12 protein-coding genes, 1 tRNA gene and 1 pseudogene are annotated in these 17,267 nt (G+C 54.4%); 8 read left to right on the top strand and 6 right to left on the bottom strand.

The window, feature by feature from the left end; genetic code table 11:
• Positions 1–22: 22 nt before the first annotated feature.
• Positions 23–847: a UTP--glucose-1-phosphate uridylyltransferase GalU gene (gene galU / locus QGM61_RS02345; RefSeq protein ID WP_237133011.1), complete on the top strand. Its 825-nt coding sequence runs from the start codon at positions 23–25 to the stop codon at positions 845–847.
• 19 nt (positions 848–866) lie between these two features.
• Complete coding sequence (locus QGM61_RS02340) at positions 867–2,207, top strand: phosphomannomutase (RefSeq protein WP_317622123.1); 1,341 nt, start codon at positions 867–869, stop codon at positions 2,205–2,207.
• Here the strand turns inward: QGM61_RS02340 and QGM61_RS02335 are convergent.
• The 4 genes and pseudogenes from QGM61_RS02335 to pgi all read right to left on the bottom strand — a co-directional run bounded on the left by QGM61_RS02335 (position 2,204) and on the right by pgi (position 5,740).
• Positions 2,204–2,641: a GNAT family N-acetyltransferase gene (locus QGM61_RS02335; protein ID WP_237133012.1), complete on the bottom strand. Its 438-nt coding sequence runs from the start codon at positions 2,639–2,641 to the stop codon at positions 2,204–2,206. The genes QGM61_RS02340 and QGM61_RS02335 overlap by 4 nt on opposite strands.
• A 13-nt stretch (positions 2,642–2,654) precedes the next feature.
• Entirely contained in the window at positions 2,655–3,569 is a 915-nt protein-coding gene (locus QGM61_RS15235) for a RimK family alpha-L-glutamate ligase (protein ID WP_317622132.1), read from the bottom strand.
• Between the two features lie 78 nt (positions 3,570–3,647).
• Positions 3,648–4,070: pseudogene (locus QGM61_RS15230) on the bottom strand (ATP-dependent zinc protease); the annotation flags it as partial.
• Positions 4,067–5,740 carry a glucose-6-phosphate isomerase gene (gene pgi / locus QGM61_RS02325; RefSeq protein WP_281131745.1) on the bottom strand — a complete coding sequence of 558 codons (1,674 nt, stop codon included), beginning with the start codon at positions 5,738–5,740 and terminating at the stop codon, positions 4,067–4,069. The pseudogene QGM61_RS15230 and the gene pgi, both read right to left, overlap by 4 nt.
• A 144-nt stretch (positions 5,741–5,884) precedes the next feature.
• On the opposite strand from pgi, the gene QGM61_RS02320 reads away from it, so the two are divergent.
• From QGM61_RS02320 to QGM61_RS02300, 5 genes are all read left to right on the top strand, one after another.
• A tRNA-Thr gene (locus QGM61_RS02320) sits at positions 5,885–5,962 on the top strand.
• A gap of 458 nt (positions 5,963–6,420) precedes the next feature.
• A complete protein-coding gene (locus tag QGM61_RS02315) occupies positions 6,421–9,240 on the top strand; it encodes a TonB-dependent receptor domain-containing protein (RefSeq protein WP_281131744.1) in 2,820 nt (939 codons plus the stop codon).
• A 95-nt stretch (positions 9,241–9,335) separates the two neighbouring features.
• Complete coding sequence (locus QGM61_RS02310; protein WP_281131743.1) at positions 9,336–10,916, top strand: tetratricopeptide repeat-containing sulfotransferase family protein; 1,581 nt, start codon at positions 9,336–9,338, stop codon at positions 10,914–10,916.
• Between the two features lie 383 nt (positions 10,917–11,299).
• Positions 11,300–14,194 carry a TonB-dependent receptor domain-containing protein gene (locus tag QGM61_RS02305; protein ID WP_237133014.1) on the top strand — a complete coding sequence of 965 codons (2,895 nt, stop codon included), beginning with the start codon at positions 11,300–11,302 and terminating at the stop codon, positions 14,192–14,194.
• Between the two features lie 159 nt (positions 14,195–14,353).
• On the top strand, positions 14,354–15,013 hold the full coding sequence (locus tag QGM61_RS02300; protein ID WP_281131741.1) for a putative 2OG-Fe(II) oxygenase: 660 nt from the start codon (positions 14,354–14,356) through the stop codon (positions 15,011–15,013).
• On the opposite strand, the gene QGM61_RS02295 is transcribed toward QGM61_RS02300, so the two are convergent.
• Positions 14,997–16,001 (bottom strand): class I SAM-dependent methyltransferase, encoded by a 1,005-nt coding sequence (locus tag QGM61_RS02295; protein ID WP_281131740.1) that lies wholly within the window; start codon positions 15,999–16,001, stop codon positions 14,997–14,999. The genes QGM61_RS02300 and QGM61_RS02295 overlap by 17 nt on opposite strands.
• 93 nt (positions 16,002–16,094) lie before the next feature.
• On the opposite strand from QGM61_RS02295, the gene QGM61_RS02290 reads away from it, so the two are divergent.
• Positions 16,095–16,520: an acyl-CoA thioesterase gene (locus QGM61_RS02290; protein WP_281131739.1), complete on the top strand. Its 426-nt coding sequence runs from the start codon at positions 16,095–16,097 to the stop codon at positions 16,518–16,520.
• Here the strand turns inward: QGM61_RS02290 and cobB are convergent.
• Positions 16,510–17,247: a Sir2 family NAD+-dependent deacetylase gene (gene cobB / locus QGM61_RS02285; protein ID WP_281131738.1), complete on the bottom strand. Its 738-nt coding sequence runs from the start codon at positions 17,245–17,247 to the stop codon at positions 16,510–16,512. The two genes, QGM61_RS02290 and cobB, sit on opposite strands and share 11 nt — an antisense overlap.
• Positions 17,248–17,267 lie beyond the last annotated feature (20 nt).

Genomic DNA, 17,267 nt, shown 5'->3' with positions numbered 1-17,267 from the left:
TGCATCATGGAGGCAACGATAGATGATTAAGAAATGTTTGTTCCCGGCCGCTGGTTATGGCACCCGCTTTTTGCCAGCCACCAAAGCGATGCCCAAGGAGATGTTGACACTGGTCAACAAGCCGCTGATCCAGTATGGCGTTGAAGAGGCTGTGGCGGCCGGTATCACGGGCATTGCGATCGTCACTGGCCGTGGCAAACGGGCGATCGAGGATCATTTTGATATCAGCTATGAACTCGAACACCAGATCAAGGGCACCTCCAAAGAAAAAGCTCTCGCGCCGATTCGACAGATCATCGACACCTGCACCTTTTCCTACACGCGTCAGATTGAAATGAAAGGTCTGGGGCATGCAATCCTGACTGGCGAGACACTGATTGGGTCTGAGCCTTTCGCCGTCATTCTAGCCGACGACTACTGTGTTGCCGAGCCGGATCCGGTGCTGCTGCAGATGGTGAAACTGTTCGAAAAATATCAGTGCAGTATCGTGGCCATCGAGGAAGTTCCGGCAGAAGAGACTTACAAGTACGGCGTGATAGATGGCGAAGAAGAGGAAGAAGGTGTATTCCGTATTCGCCAGATGGTGGAAAAGCCTGATCCCAGTGAGGCGCCTTCCAACCTTGCGATTATTGGTCGTTATATTCTGACACCCGACATTTTCGATATTTTGCGTGATACACCACCTGGTAGAAACGGTGAGTTGCAGATTACCGATGCGCTGATGACCCAGGCCAGCGAAGGTCGTGTACTGGGTTACCGGTTCAAAGGCCGTCGCTTCGATTGCGGCAGTGTTGAGGGGTTTGTTGAGGCAACCAATCACTGCTATACCAACTACTACAAAAAATAACGGCAAAGGATGCAATATCGTGCAGATTAATTGTTTCAAGGCCTATGACATAAGAGGGCGTGTGCCCGACCAGCTAAACGAAGATATCGCCTGGCGCATTGGTCGCGCCTGTGCGGAGTTTTTGTCAGTTGAAACCATGGTGGTAGGGCATGACATCCGCTTGAGCAGCCGCAGCCTGTGCGACGCCCTGACGCGCGGGCTGACAGAGGGTGGTGTTGATGTGATCGATATCGGGCAGTGCGGCACAGAGGAAGTGTACTTTGCGACCTCTCACCTGAAGGCAGGCGGCGGTATTGTGGTGACGGCCAGTCACAACCCAATGGATTACAACGGTATGAAGCTGGTGCGCGAGGAATCTCGCCCCATCAGCGGTGATACCGGACTTAACGATATCCGGCGACTCGCCGAGGCTGGCAACTTTGCCCCGGCAGCGCGCACAGGTTCGGTAACACAGCAGGATACCCGTCCTGCCTACATCGAGCATCTGCTGTCCTACATCAATGTCGGTGAGCTGCGGCCGCTTAAGCTGGTAGTCAATGCAGGCAATGGCGGTGCTGGACCCGTGGTCGATGCGCTGGCAAAAAAGCTGCCTTTTGAGCTGATTCGGGTTCATCACCAGCCTGACGGCCATTTTCCCAATGGCGTGCCCAACCCTCTGCTGGAGGAGAACCGCGCGCCGACCATCGAAGCGATTCGCGAAAATGGGGCCGATCTGGGTATTGCCTGGGACGGCGACTTTGATCGCTGCTTCTTCTTTGATGAGACGGGTTACTTTGTCGAGGGTTACTACATTGTGGGTCTGCTGGCGCAAAGCTTCCTGAGCAAACAGCCTGGGTCTGCCATCATCCACGACCCGCGTCTGACCTGGAATACCCAGGAAATCTGCGAGTCGATGGGCGGGCGCGCCATTCAGTGCAAGACCGGCCATGCCTTCATCAAGGAGCGCATGCGCAAGGAAGATGCTGTGTATGGCGGCGAAATGAGCGCGCATCATTATTTCAGGGACTTTGCCTACTGCGACAGTGGCATGATCCCGTGGCTGCTGGTCACAGAACTAATGTCCCAGACCGGCAAACCGCTGTCCGATCTGGTAGCCGAACGACAGGCCGCGTTCCCTGCCAGTGGCGAAATTAACCGGCAGGTGGAAGACGCAGCATTTCTGTTGAACCAGGTCGAGGACAGATACGGCAAAGACGCTGTGTCGATAGACCACACCGATGGTTTGAGTGTGGCCTTCGCTGACTGGCGCTTCAATTTGCGCATGTCCAACACGGAGCCGGTAGTGCGACTGAACGTGGAGTCGCGTGGTGATCCTGAGTTGATGCGACAAAAGACGCAGGAGTTGCTGGCGCTGTTTTAAGGCGTGTACAGCATCCTGTATCGATAACGGTCTTCAGACTCTATGGCCAGCCCCAGCTTGAGATAGAAATTGTAGGCAGGGTTGGCCTTGAGGACGTTCAGGCGCAACACTTTCTGTTGCTGCTGACTGGCAGAGAACAGTTTTTCCATCACGGCTGTGCCAACCCCATTGCGTTGCCAGTCGGGGTGGATCAACAGCATTTCCAGTCGAAGATAATCAGCCTCAGATTTCAGGCTGTAGCCACCAATATCCTTGTCATTGTGGCTGATCATGGTAAAGCTGGATGCGGGAATATTCTCTTCGAAACTGTGGCGCTGAAACAGTTCGTCCCAGCCCCAGGTGTCCGCAATGTACTGTCTCATAACGGTGCGAAACAGCTGGTAGGCCCAGTCCATATCTTTGGGGTCTGCTTTTTTAAAGTGCAGGGTGATCATGGGCGCGGCCTGTTCACCCTTCAGACTTCACAGAGCTGGCTAGCTGGCGCTTCCATCCCAACTGTTTTTCAACTGCGCTGACCATGGCGCCGGCCAGATCCTTGCCACATACCTCTTCCAGGTCTGCCAGTGCTGGTGAGCTAGTGATCTCCAGTATCAATGGTCCTTTGCGGGAGCGCAGCATATCCACGCCAGCGACTTTCAGGCCTATGCTGCGTGCGGCCTTGATGGCGAGGCGGCGCTCTTCGGTGCTGATGCGGGCCACTGTCTGACGCGCCAGTTGTTTTTTGTGGCGAAACTGCCCCGGAATGCCCTGGCGCTCGACCGCACAGACAACTTTTCCGTCGACAACCAGCAGCCGCAGAGATTTGCCCTCGGATTCGCGAATGTATTCCTGAACCAGCAGATTCGCCTGCAGCGATTTAAAGGCGTTGATCAGGCTTTCGCCAGCCGTGCGTGATTCAGCCAGCACAACGCCGCGTCGCTCCGGCCCCTCGAGCAGTTTGACGATCAGCGGGGCGCCATTGACCATGTCAATGAGCTCATCGGTATCCAGCGGGCTGTCAGCGAAGCCGGTGGTCGGGATGGGCAGCCCGTTCTGTAACAGGTGCTGCAGGGAATAAAGCTTGTCGCGTGAGTGGGCAATCGCTTCTGCACTATTCAAAGAATAGATGCCGAGGCTTTCAAACTGTCGCACCAGCGCACAGCCGTAAAACGTCAGGTCCGGTCGGATGCGGGGAATGACGGCATCCAGTTTGTTCAGCAACTTGCCGCCACGATAGTGTATTTCGGGGTGCTCGGCATCCAGCTTCATGTAGCACTGTCGCACATCGTAAAGCCGGATGCGGTGGCCACGCTCTTCTCCGGCTTCCAGGATGCGCTGATTACTGGCCAGTTCAGGATTGCTGGCCAGCAGTCCAATACGCAAGCCTGATGGAGTGCGTGAATGCGCCTGGTACAGTTCCTCGATCTGCTGGCTGGCGATGCGCCCGCACAGAAAGCTGGCCGCCGGGTCTACCAGAATACGCCCGTGCATGGCCTGGCGTCCCAGCAGCATTCGGTAGCCCATGGAGTCGCGATTGGTCAGCGTAAGCTCAACTGGCCAGGATTGCCCATGCAGCTGCAGTTCAGTCTGAATGACATAGCGTTTTTCGCCAATGCCACTTGAGCTTTTGACGATGCGTTTGTCCACCACTTCCGCCTCGCATCGGATAATGGTGCGCCGATTGTTCTGCAGAGGGTGTACCTCAAAGCTCACCCAGGGCTGGCCACCCTTGAAAAACGGACGAATATTAAAGGCGTGCAGCGAGGATGTCTTGGCGCCGGAGTCGACTCGCGCCTTGGTCGCCGGGATCCCAAGCGCAGGCATGGCGCACCATTCCTCGCTGCCGACTATGATCTTGTTGTGGAATACGTCTGACTTGCTCAATCCTTAACTCCGCCGCAGGCCTGCTGACGGCAGTATGCCACTAATGCAGCACTGGACGCATCCAGTTCGGACGAGCCGGCACCGGACTGCAGCGCATCGAACAAAGGCGTGCAAAGCTGTTTGCCAATCTCGACACCCCACTGATCAAATGCGTTGATATTCCAGATGACACTTTGCACAAACACTTTGTGCTCGTAGGCGGCCAGCAGGCAACCCAGGCTGAAGGCATTAAGTTTTTCCAGCACAATGGTCGTACTGGGTCGGTTGCCTGGTACCCGTTTATGGGGCGCCAGTCTGGCTGCCTCGGCGGCAGACAGCCCCTGCTTGATTAGCTCCTGCTCGGCCTGTGCAAGCGTTTTGCCGCACATCAGCGCGCGGCTCTGACTGAAGCAGTTGGCCAGCAGGTATTGGTGCTGGGTCTGGGCCTGCTCCGACGCCTGTGTGTCGGCCTGCGCCACAGCAATAAAGTCTGCAGGGATCATCTGCGTACCCTGATGCAGCAACTGATGAAAGGAGTGCTGTCCATTGGTACCGGCACTGCCCCAGATCACCGGGCCGCTTTGCAGGGCCAATACATTGCCGGCGAGGTCAACCGACTTGCCCAGGCTTTCCATGTCCAGCTGCTGCAGATAACCGGGCAACATGGCCAGGTCCTGCGCGTATGGCAGCACCACGTGAGATCCGGCATTCCAGTAGTTGCGGTACCAGACAGTCAGCAGGCCCATCAGTACAGGGATATTCTGCTCGAGCGGAGTGTCTGCAAAATGCTGGTCCATCAGTGCGGCGCCGCTAAGCAACTGTCGAAATGTGGCCATGCTGGTTGCCAGCGCAATCGGCAGCCCGATCGCGGACCACAGTGAAAAGCGGCCACCCACCCAGTCCCACATCGGGAAGATGTTTGACGCTGCTATGCCGAACTCAGTCGCAGCCTTGATGTTGCTGCTGACGGCGACAAAGTGACGGGATACATCGGCATCTGCATCGTCAGCCAATAGCCACTGTCTCGCGAACAGGGCGTTGTTGAGTGTCTCCAGAGTGCTGAATGATTTTGAAGCAACGATAAACAGGGTGCTGGCAGGATTCAGGGTGGCCAGACAGGCCTGCAAATGTGCCGGATCGATATTGGACACAAAGTGACAGCGTAACGATGGATGATGTTCCCGTCGGAGCGCAGCTGTGACCATGGCCGGACCGAGGTCGGACCCGCCGATACCAATGTTGACTACGTCGCTTATTTTTTTGCCCGATGAGCCGTGCCACTTTCCCGAATGGATTTGCTCGACAAAGGACTGCATCTGCCCCAGTACCTTCTCCACTTCACGGCCGGTCTCTGGCTGATTGGCGGCGCGATAACCACGCAGCGCTGTGTGCAGGGCGGCGCGTCGCTCAGTGGTATTGACGGTTTCACCATCCAGCAGGGCCTGGCGTCTGGCTGGCAGTTCGTGCTGTTCTGCCAATGACAGGAGTAACTGCAGGGCCCGCGCATCGAGCAGGTTCTTGGACAGATCAACCCGCATGGGCCCGCAGGCAAATGTGAGTTTGTTCGTTCGTTCAGGGTCTTTGAGGAATAGCGAAGCCAGCTGGTCGGGGGAGCTTGCCAGAAATGCCTGGTGGCTCGACAACTGTTGGTGAATCCCGGCGGGGTTATCCTCTGGAGTATTCCGTGTCATGAATGACGAGTCTCAACGGCTGCGGATTGCCTTAACTTAGCGGATTCCCCATTGCTGATCAATTGCTTTACCACGTACAAAAAAATGTTGATCAAATTCTGATTCGTTGGTAGGATGCGCGCCCTATACAGATAACACTGTAACGCCGACATAGCTCAGCTGTGGTAGAGCAACTGACTTGTAATCAGTAGGTCCCGGGTTCGACTCCTGGTGTCGGCACCAATCTAGATTTACCCCTCAGCATTAACTCTAGCTTTGAATATTGCAGCTAATTCAAAAAACGCAGAGCCCCATCCGTCAAAGATTTTCTCGTAATCTTTTACAGCAATGTCACGAGTCGTCACAAATAAGTTACAAATTTGCCATTATTTGGACATTTTTCGTTGATTTTCTGAATGCGTTCAGTTAAAACTGTCTCGTTGTCGTTTTTTGCTTATCCGATTTTTGATGAGTAACTTGCGCATTCTAAGATGAACTAAAAAGTAGAAAATATTGCGGTAATCTCAGTTTTACATCTCATGTAAAAGCTCCATTGAGCAAGTCATAAGTGGCTCGTTTTGAATTTCTCGCGACATGTTCGATAGTAAATTGGATATGTACACGAGTCGTTAAAAGCTTGTCACACGTACTCTATGCTTCTACAGATTGGCGCGAAAACTGCTATTGTTTAGGGGATATTTATGAAAAGAAATACACTCTCACTGGCTGTTGCCAGTGTGCTGGGTTTGGGTAGTGCAGCAATCTTGCCTACCTCAGCGTTGGCGCAGGAAGCTGCGGAAACACTCGAAGAAGTGGTTGTGACAGGTTCCCGTATTCGACGAGCTGACCTTGAAGGGTTTAACCCGGTCAGCGTCATTGACCGAAGCATGATAGAAACCCAAAGCCAGGTAAGTATTGGCGATATTCTGCAAAGAATGCCGTTCTCTGCAGGCGCCGCTGTGAACACTGGTGTCAATAATGGCGGCTCGGGTGCCGTCAACTTCTCGCTACGCGGATTGGGTTCCGAGCGCACGCTGGTCCTGATTAATGGTCGCCGTGCTGTGGCGTCCGGTCTCGGTGCCAACAGTGTCGTTGACCTGAACAACATCCCGCCGAGCATGATCGAGCGCGTTGAAGTGCTCAAAGATGGCGCATCAGCCGTGTACGGCTCTGATGCGGTGGCAGGTGTCGTCAACATCATTACTCGTCAGGATTACACAGGCGCGGAACTGAATGTGCAGACAGGCGTCACCAGTGAGAATGACGGTGACCAGACTACGGTAGACTTCAATCTGGGTACTTCCAGCGATCGCGGCAATTTTGTTGTATCTGGCTATTTCGCAGATCAGAAGCCAATCTGGGCAGGCGATCGCGATTACTCGAAAGAAGAGATCTGGTATCACCCATACTGGGATCCGACCGGCCAGGTACCTGGTGGATCATCAGCAACACCTTGGGGTAACCATGTCAGCCCGACATCAGTCGGCGGTGACGGCGTCCGCTACACTCGAGGTCCGGAATTTGGTGGCTGGAGGCCGTACAGTGGCGCTACTGACCCCTACAACTACGCCCCAGCCAACTACACCCAGACTCCCAATGAGCGATGGGGCCTGAGTGGCTTTGCAAACTACAACCTGGGTGACTTTGGTGCGATTCGTAACGTCGAGGCGAGTGCCGAGATGATGTACACGCATCGGTCGTCGCAGCGACTGATTGCTCCAGAGCCCCTGGCGCCGCTGGCATTTTTCGGAACTGCCGCGCCTTACTCCGCTCTGAACCACTACAACATCACGCAGGGGCCCAAGCACAGTGTCACTGGCGAAACCATGACGCTGACGGACTGGCGCCGTCGTATGGTCGAGACCGGAGGTCGCGATCAGATTCATGAAACCAATACACACCAGATCACACTGGCTCTCAGCGGGGAGGTCGGAACCTGGTTCTGGGATGCCTCAGCATTCTACGGTGAAAACGACGCCAGCGTGCTGGATGTGGGTTATTTCCAGCTGGAGCGTGTTGCTGAAGCTGTCGGCCCAACGTACATGGACGCCTCCGGAAACCTGTTCTGTAGTACTGACGGTACCGAAAGCGGTGTGATCGACGGTTGTGTGCCGCTTAACGTTTTCGGCCAGCCTGGCACTGAAAACGCGATAACTGACGAAATGTTGCAGTACATTTCAGGCAATTACGTGTCCATGACACTGGGTGGCAACGACATTTCAGGTGTCCAGTTCAACGCCTCAGGCCCTGTGATGGATTTGCCGGCGGGTGAGCTGGGCATGGCGGTCGGTCTGGAGCGCCGCAAAGTCAGTGGTTTCTCGCAACCCGACTCATTGCAGTTGCTCGGTGTGTCGACTGCTGGCTCTGCACTGGCGACCCGAGGCGGCTACAATGTCGATGAAGCCTATGTGGAATTTGCCGTACCGCTTGTCGCAGGTGTCACTGGTATTGATAACCTGGAGCTAAGTGTTGCGTCACGTTATTCGGACTACAATACGTTTGGTAGCACCACCAACTCCAAGCTGGGCCTGCGCTGGACAGTTAACGATGAGCTGACCTTGCGTGCCACAGTCTCGGAAGCGTTCCGGGCACCTTCAGTGCCAGAGCTGTTTGATGGCCAGTCAACCGGCTACCCTCAAGTCAGCGACCCCTGTGCGGCCAACCCATCACAGTTCTGTGTGGCAGATGGTGTGCCAGCCGGTGGTTACGACAATACAGGTCTGATCCAGTTGCCGACACTGTATGGTGGCAGCACTGCACTGCAGCCTGAAGAAGCGGATATCCTGACAGCTGGCTTCGTCTACCAGCCCAGCTGGCTCCAGGATCTGTCTTTCACCCTAGACTACTGGGAAACTGAGATCGACGGTGCAATCTCAACGTTGGGACCACAGTTGATTCTGGATAGCTGTCAGCAAAGCGGTCAATACTGTGAGCTGATCGAGCGATGGGGCCCAGGCAGTGGCGCAACAGTCGGTGATGTCAAGCTGATTCGAAACCTGAACATCAACGTGGGTGGAACGGATGCCGCTGGTGTTGACCTGTCAACACGATACGCACTTGATACAGAGCGCTACGGCAGCGTGGACCTGGGTCTGGATGTGATTCACCTGATCGAGTACGACAAGCGCATGGCGGATGGCTCAATTATTCCTCACGCAGGTCGATTCGAAGATAACCACGATGGTAACTTCCCTGAGTGGCGCTGGAACTTCACCACTGACTGGTCGTACAACCAGTGGGCGGTGAACTACACTGCGCGTTATATCGGTGAAGTGACTGAGCCTCTGGTGAAGTGGTTCCACGTCGGCAATGAGGAAAATGTTGTGGAAGAGCAGCTGACTCACAGCATACAGGCAAGCTACGATCTGGAGTCCTACAATACTCGCTTTACGCTGGGTATTGAGAACCTGACAGACGAGCAACCGCCGTTTGCATACTCGGGTTTCAATGACAATACCGACCCGCGTACCTACGAGACTCGTGGTCGCTTCTACTATGGTCGAGTAAGCTTCCGCTTCTAATCGGTCGTAAACCGCCCACTCATGTGGCAGTAAAAAAAACCAGCCTGCAAAGGCTGGTTTTTTTTTGGCTGTGATAAATAAAAAAAAATGGGACAATGAACCACATGAGTAGTTTAAACGACATGCTGATGAATCTGGACGGCGCACTTAACGCAGGCAAGCTGTCGCTGGCGATTGAACTGGGCACCAGCTTGGTGGGTCAACACCCAGACAGTCAGCATGGCTGGTTATCATTCAGTGAGGCGTGTCGCCTCTCAGGGGATACGCAAAAAGCGCGAGATGCCGCAGAAAAAGCCTGGCTGCTGCAGCCGGTTGCACTTTTCGCGATAGCACAATATGCCCGCTGTTTGATTCCCTATGCCGATCACCGACTGATTTCGCGGCTGATCAACGATGCCATCAGCATTGAGGCTGACAATGAGTGGGCGTTCGGCACCCTGGCGTCATGTGCCGTCGCAATCGATGAATGGACAGTGGCATTGCAACTGTACGAGCGTCTTCTTGGCAGTAATCCGGCCAATCCGCATTATCGCTACATGCAAGGGCTCGCCCTCTCAGTCTTGGGTGAGTCTGATCAGGCTCTGGAGGCGCTGGAAAAAATCAGACAGGACCCGGATTTCGTAGGTAGGGTTCTTAATCTAATTCAGGATATTGACCCCGGAAAAATCAGCCAGCAAGAGCTTGAGAAGGCTATTGCCAGCCAGAGACCACGGGCCTCGAATGATGCAGTCTATGCTCTCCAGGCCTTGGGGCGATTGCACCACGCGCATCGGAGCTTTACGGACGCGTTTAGTTGCTGGCAGCGGGCGAATGATCTGAAGTGCGCGACTGTAAAATACAGGCCTGATGAGTGGCAGGTATTCGCTGATCAGATCATGAAACTGATTGAACCTGGCGGCAGGTCAGATACACGTCCTGAACTGGTCGACAAGGCACCGATCTTTATTGTCGGTTTGCCAAGATCCGGAACCACACTTCTTGAACGAATTTTGGTGAATTCTGGAAAAGTTGCAGCCTTAGGTGAATTAAGGGACTTTGAAGTCTTATTGCAGATGCATCAGGGGTTGCCTGTTACTCCCATGCCATTTGCCATCAAGCGCGATGCAGTCGAGCGGCTAGACTGGCAATTAATCGGGAAGGCCTACCAGGATCGAATAGCGTCGCGGGACGCTTCCAGCCGTCGACCCTGCGACAAAAACCCGTTCAATTTTTTGTTTAGTGGGCTGATTTTGAGCGCAATGCCCGAGGCTCAGATAATCCATATAAAAAAGCACCCAATGGACGCGGGCCTGGGAAATTTTCGTCATATCTTTGCAGCCGCAGCACCGTGGTCGTACCGCCTTGACGATATCGCTCATTTTTATTCGCTGTACGAAAAGGTCATGGCGTACTGGGCGGCAATGTTTCCAGATCAAATTTATCAAATCTATTACGATGACCTGGTCTCCGCGCCACCGGCACAGAGCGAGAAGCTTTTTGAGTGGCTGAATCTGCCTTGGAAAGAAGATGTGCTTAACACGTCGGGCCGAGGCGGTATCGTTCGCTCTGCCAGTGCCAACCAGGTGCGTGCACCGATTCATAAACAATCAGTCCAGGTGTGGCGCAATTATGTGCCTGAACTGACACCGTTGCATGATGCCCTGGTACGCGCCGGAATCATTCAGACCCAGGAATGATATTTTCCTGGAGAAGAGCTTTCATGCAGCCTTTTGCCCCATTGTTGACTTCATTCTGCTGACTGCGCAGTCCTTACTTCGCCTGCAACGCACCTCGTGATTGAGTTTCTTAAGTCGCATTTCGACGTGTGAACGACACGTGCTGTTACACTTTTTATACAAAACTGTAACTTTTGCGATATTAATCGTTGCTTTTGTGAATGTGTTCAGATAATACTTCCGGCGTTACGCAACTTTTTTCTGCTTTGTGCCGAAGAAGTTGACCAAAAACAAAAATATAAGTGTTTGAAATGACAACCAAAAGATGACGCAGGAACCTCTCCCCCTGAACACGGGACGGGCGTTTTTGTGTTGAATAAATCTATCTTTAAGGTGGGATAACTATGAACAAGAACTACAAACTCAGCCGTGCGATCAAATTCGCGATGCTGTCGGGTGTGTATGCTGTAGGCGCTGGAGTATTCTCCACTGCTCAGGCACAACAGGCCGAAGAGCAGATCGAAGAGATCACCGTTACCGGTAGCCGTATTGTCCGTCGTGACTTTGAAGGCACCAGCCCGGTATTCACGCTGGATTCCAGCTCCATCCAGGACGCTGGTACACCACAGATCGAACAGGTACTGAACGAGCTGCCACAGCTGGTTCCAACAATCACCACAACGTCCAACAACCCGTCTAACGGTGGTCAGGCACAAGTTGACCTGCGTGGTCTGGGCAGTAGCCGCACGCTGGTGCTGATGGATGGAATCCGTCTGCAGCCTTCTAACGTCTCTGGCATCATCGACCTGAATACAGTGCCCTCTGGTCTGATTGAGAGCGTTGAGATCGTGACCGGTGGTGGTTCTGCGGTCTACGGTTCCGACGCTATTGCTGGCGTTGTGAACATCAAGCTGCGTCAGGATTTTGAAGGTGTGCAGGTTCAGTCCACTTACGCACAGACTGGCGAAAGTGATGGCACCACACAGACCATCAGCCTGACCATGGGCGGTAACTTCGACGGTGGTCGAGGTAACGCGGTCATGTACATGAGCTACGACGATCGTGAAGCCGTATTCGCGGGTGATCGTGAATTCTCAGCGGTTGCGCTGGGGCCATCCCTGAACCCACTGGGTTCTGTGGCAATCCCTGATGGCTTCTTCGTCCCAGCTGGTGCGAACGCGCCGTCCCAAGCCGCTTACAACTCGGTTTTCGGCGCCGGCCGTGTGCCGAACACTGACTACATTGGTTTCAATACTGATGGCACGTTGTTCTCACGTACTGGCACGGTTAACTACAAGGGTGATACCAGTGATCCTGGCTTTAACCCGGCCAGCTACAGCTATAACTACTCGCCAGTGAACTACCTGCAGCTGCCCCTTGAGCGTCGCCAGGTTGCGGCCTTCGGCCACTATGAGCTGGCTGACAATGTCGAAGCCTATGCCAAGATGAGCTATACGACCTACAATGCGGCGCAGGAGCTGGCAGCGACACCAATCACCTCTGGTGTTGGTTCAACCATGCCGGTCACCAACCCGTTCATCCCGCAGGATCTGCGTACCATTCTGGCATCACGCCCAAATCCGACTGCCCCCTTCACGTTGTTCAAACGTACTACGGAAGTTGGTGGACGTAATGGTGACAACAACTACGACGTACTGCAGATGATCTACGGTACCCGTGGTGACTTCCAGTTGAGCGATTACACCTGGAACTGGGATATCTGGGGCAGCTGGGGTCGTACACAGCGCACAGAGATCCAGACCGGCAACGTCTCGCGCTCTGCGCTGAACCGCGCCTATAACGCGACTGCAGCGAATCCGGATCCACTGGGCTGTGGCGGTTTGAATCCCTTCGGTCTGGGCCAGATCTCTGACGCCTGTGCCGCCGCTATCGCTGTTCAGGCACAGAACACCACTGTGCTGACCAACACCATGGCGGGTGCCACCATGACCGGTGGCGTGTTCGAGCTGCCAGCAGGTACCTTCCAGGTGGCACTGGGTGTGGAATACCGTGAAAACGTTGCGGATTTCAAACCTGACCAGTTCCTGGCCAGCGGTGACGTAGTAGGCTTCAACGCCCAGCAGCCGACAACAGGCGCCATCGATGTGAAGGAATTCTTCGTTGAATTTGATGCTCCGCTGTTGAGCGGTGCGCCCATGGCTAACTACCTGGGTCTGAACGGTGCGGCGCGTCATTCTGACTACAACCTGGCCGGTGGCGTAGACACCTACTCACTGGGTCTGGACTACGAGCCGATTGATCAGTTGAAACTGCGTGGTTCTTACAACAAGGCGATTGCAGCACCTAACGTCAGTCAGCTGTTCCGTCCGCAGAACGAAGGCTTCCCGTCCTACACCGATCCATGCTGGAACGGCAGTGCCGAGCGTACTGGTCCAAACGCTTCGCAGGTCAACGCGCTGTGTGCGGCTCAGGGCGCCCCCGCCAACTTCCCGCAGGGTAACAGCCAGGTTCGTGCTCTGACCGGTGGTAACCCGGACCTCGCGCCGGAAGAAGCCGATACCTACACATTGGGTTCCGTATGGACGCCTGATATTCAGGACGTGAATCTGCGTGTTGCAGTGGACTGGTTCCGCTACGAGATCACTGAGCGTATTGGCAGTGTTGGTGCGTCATCAATCGTGTCTCGCTGCTTTAATGCGCAGGACTCCAACCCAACGTTCAGCCCCAGCAATCAGTGGTGTTCGTTCTTCGAGCGCAGCACATCTGGTGTCGCTGAAAACGTTCGAGCAACTGACCAGAACCTGGGCAAGATGAACATCGACGGTATCGACCTGCAGGTGGATGGCGCGATGCAGTTTGGCCCTGGCGAAATCACCGCCAACCTGGCCTGGACTCACCTTCTGAAGTGGCAGCAGCAGGAAGACCCTTCAGCTCCGCTGACTGATCAGGAAGGAACGATTGGTATCATCGTTGCTGAAACGCTGCCAGAGAACAAGGCACGTCTGTCGACTGGCTACGCGCTGGGTGACTATAGTGTTCAGTGGACCATGAACTTCATTGAAGGCATGGATGTGGTTAACTCGGACGCCCCCCGTTCGCCTGTGGCCAACGGTATCGTACCAACCGTTGGTTCCTACACGTACCATCGTTTGACGGGTACCTGGAACCCCAGCAATGTGGAAGGTCTGAGTCTGACAGCAGGTATCAACAACCTGTTCGACAAGGCGCCACCGATCTATACATCTGACTCACGTGCTGGCATCCAGGCCAACACTGATCCGTCAGTGTACGACGTGCTGGGTCGTCGCTACTTTGTGACCGCTTCTTACCGCTTCTGATACTTCAGATAAGGTAGAGCTGTTGTAAAGCAGCCCCAAAAACCACCGCCCGCTTCGTGCAGGCGGTGGTTTTTTTATGCCTGATGACAGGCATCGCGCACAAACGCTATTATCCAGCGAATAAGTGAGCGACCGATCGATGACATGATGGAGAGATTAATGAACGCCAGCCAACTGGAAACCAGACCGCTGTTTGCTTCGCCGGTCGCCACGCGCTCCCTGCACCAAGCTGAGGGTCTCAACCAGGAACTTGCGCAGCTGATTTTGCAACGTGAAGCCGAACCGTACCGCAATCCGAATCCGACCCACATCCCGCAGCGTGAAGTGTTCGAAAGCAACTTCGATATGTTTCGCTGGCCAGAGCCCTGCGTGCAGACTTTGCGTGGTTTCATGATGGAGTCCATTGCTGAGGTCGTGGCACAGCTCAATGGTTATTCGGCGGAGCAGATGCGGCAGTTCAATATTCACAATCACACCTGGTTCCATGTCACCCGGTTTGGTGGCTCGTTCGTGGCGCACAACCATCCAATGGCATCCTGGTCAGCCGTTTATTGTGTGACGCCCGGGGAAGAAGTGGCGGATAGAAGAGACAGTGGTGTGTTGCGTTTTCTTGATCACAGGCCTGGATCAAACATGTTTCTGGATCCGGCCAATGCCAGGCTGCAGGTTCCCTATAACTTTGGGCACTACTCCATGCGTCTGGCAGCAGGCCAGCTGGTTATTTTTCCTTCCTACCTGGTACATGAAGTGGCGCCGTTCCTTGGCAAGGATGTACGCATTACGGTTGCCAGCAACTGCTGGTTTACCCAGCGCACCTGAAACGCAGCGCCCAGCCCAGAAGTTCGCCGGAACTTCTATGCAGCGGAGAATGCGACAGGTTTTCCAGACCTGATTGAGCCGCGGTCTGAATCAGCTTTGAAATCGCCTGCTCATCGTGAGCTGCGTCAATGTTGGCTTGAATTCGTGCTGAGTGCGCAGCCATCTCCTGTTCCAGTACTTGCAGTACATGCTCCGTGTTCGCTCGCCCGGCGCGAGGGATGGCGTTCAGTGTGATCGCGAACTGAGTGCCAATATCGCGGGCAAAACCACAGTCAGGGTGTGTATGGCTAAAGTCGGTGATGCTGCTCAGCTGGCGCTGAATGCGCTGCATGATTTCTTTAGCGTTTGGATCAGTGGCAATCAGCGCAGGGTTGCTGATCAGCCCTGTTTTATCAAAGTGCTGAATCAGCGCCCGAGAATCGTCAAACAAGTTCAACTGTTGATAAAAATAGTCGAAGAAGGCCAGCTCGTTGCGGCTGACCGTAACGATATTGGCGTCTGTGTGGTGCACAATAAATGCTGCGATGCCACCTGGCACCAATACCCGGGCCACCTGGGCAAGTGACAGGTCGACACGGGTATACTCGATGGCATACTGGCTTGTGACGAGGTTCACGCTGTCATCAGCATGATCGAGGTGCTCGCTTGACTGATTGCCTCTAAGTGTCAGTGCGCACTGGCCCGAGTTTATTGGCGTATCGGCGGACTGTATGTCAGCAGCATCGATACCTTCAATCTGCCAGCTGAAGCTGCGACTCGCCGCAAAGTCCAGCGCCAGGCGAGCTATAGCGCCGTTGCCTGTGCCAATGTCCAGAACCTTGCTGTGCTCGCCGAGCTCCGCAAAGGTGCTGTGCCAGAACTCCCTGATGCTGTCTTCGTAGTTACCCTGAAACGCTCCCGGGCAGGAGTGCAGGTGGCCTCTGCGCCAGTAATGGCTCCAGGCGGATTGTGAAGATGTTACGGGTCTGCCATTGCTTGTATTATTCACGGTCCGGTGCCAAGCTTTCTTCTGAATCAAACTGCCATCATAACAGACCTTGCTGACAGTAGATGGCCGATAGCAACACGAATGGAAGGTATCATGTCCAGCTCTCCAGTTTTTGAATGTCCCATGGCGGTGCGCGATTACGAATGTGATATGCAGGGTATCGTCAATAATGCCGTGTATCAGCATTACCTCGAGCATGCCCGGCACGAATTCCTCAAGACAGCAGATCTCGACTTTGCGCAGCTGACCGCGGAAGGGGTCATTGTGGTTGTTGCCCGAGCGGAAATTGATTACCTGCGCCCATTACGCAGTGGAGACCAGTTCATTGTGACCGTCAGTCCCTCACTCAGCGGGCGGGTGCGTATGGTATTTGATCAGCAGATTCGCCGCTCCGACTCACAGGAAGTAATGGTGAAAGCACGCATCATTACAACAGCGGTGAATGCAAGAGGTCGTCCGTGGATGCCCCCGCAGTTGCATCGTTTGCTGGAAGCTGTGACAGACGGCGCTAAAAAGTAAGCGGGTCAAGTTGCCGGATTACCCGGTCCACAAAAGCAGGCACGATCTCGCTGGCCTGACCGTAAATATGCTCATCAAAATGCGATTCAGTAGGATCAAGATTCAATTCTACTGTGTGTGCACCCGATGACTTGGCGTTTTCATAGAACCCGGCTGCAGGATAGACATTGCCCGAGGTGCCAATCGACATAAACAGATCACACTCGTCAAGCGCGCGGGTAATACGTGGCATTTCCAGCGGCATTTCACCGAACCACACGACGTGTGGCCGCAGGTTGCCGGGCACCCGGCAGCAACGGCATTCGTCGCCGACCTGAAGATTATCGCGATGATCGAAAACCAGCCCGCTCTCTGCGCAGCGGATCTTGAGCAGCTCACCATGCATGTGAACCAGTTCGCGGCTGCCTGCGCGCTCATGCAGATTATCGATATTCTGGGTGACCAGCAGGAATTTGTGGTCTGGCCGCTGGCTCATCTCGTATTCCAGCCGTGCGAGTGCGGAGTGAGCAGGATTGGGTCTGATATGAGGCTGTTGCAGCTGATGTCGCCGACCATTGTAAAACTGGTGGACGGCCACAGGGTTGCTGGCAAAACCCTCAGGAGTTGCCACATCCTCGAGACGATGATTTTCCCAGAGGCCATCAGAGGCGCGAAACGTCTGGATACCGGATTCAGCAGATATACCAGCGCCCGTCAGCACCACGATGGATCGGTAAGGACTTGTCACAAATTACTCCTGCAGGTGTT

This window comes from Pseudohongiella sp. SYSU M77423, from assembly GCF_029911965.1.
Lineage (GTDB): Bacteria > Pseudomonadota > Gammaproteobacteria > Pseudomonadales > Pseudohongiellaceae > Pseudohongiella.
The sequence above is the reverse complement of the archived record's forward strand: the minus strand, read 5'-3'. Positions and strand labels throughout refer to the sequence as shown.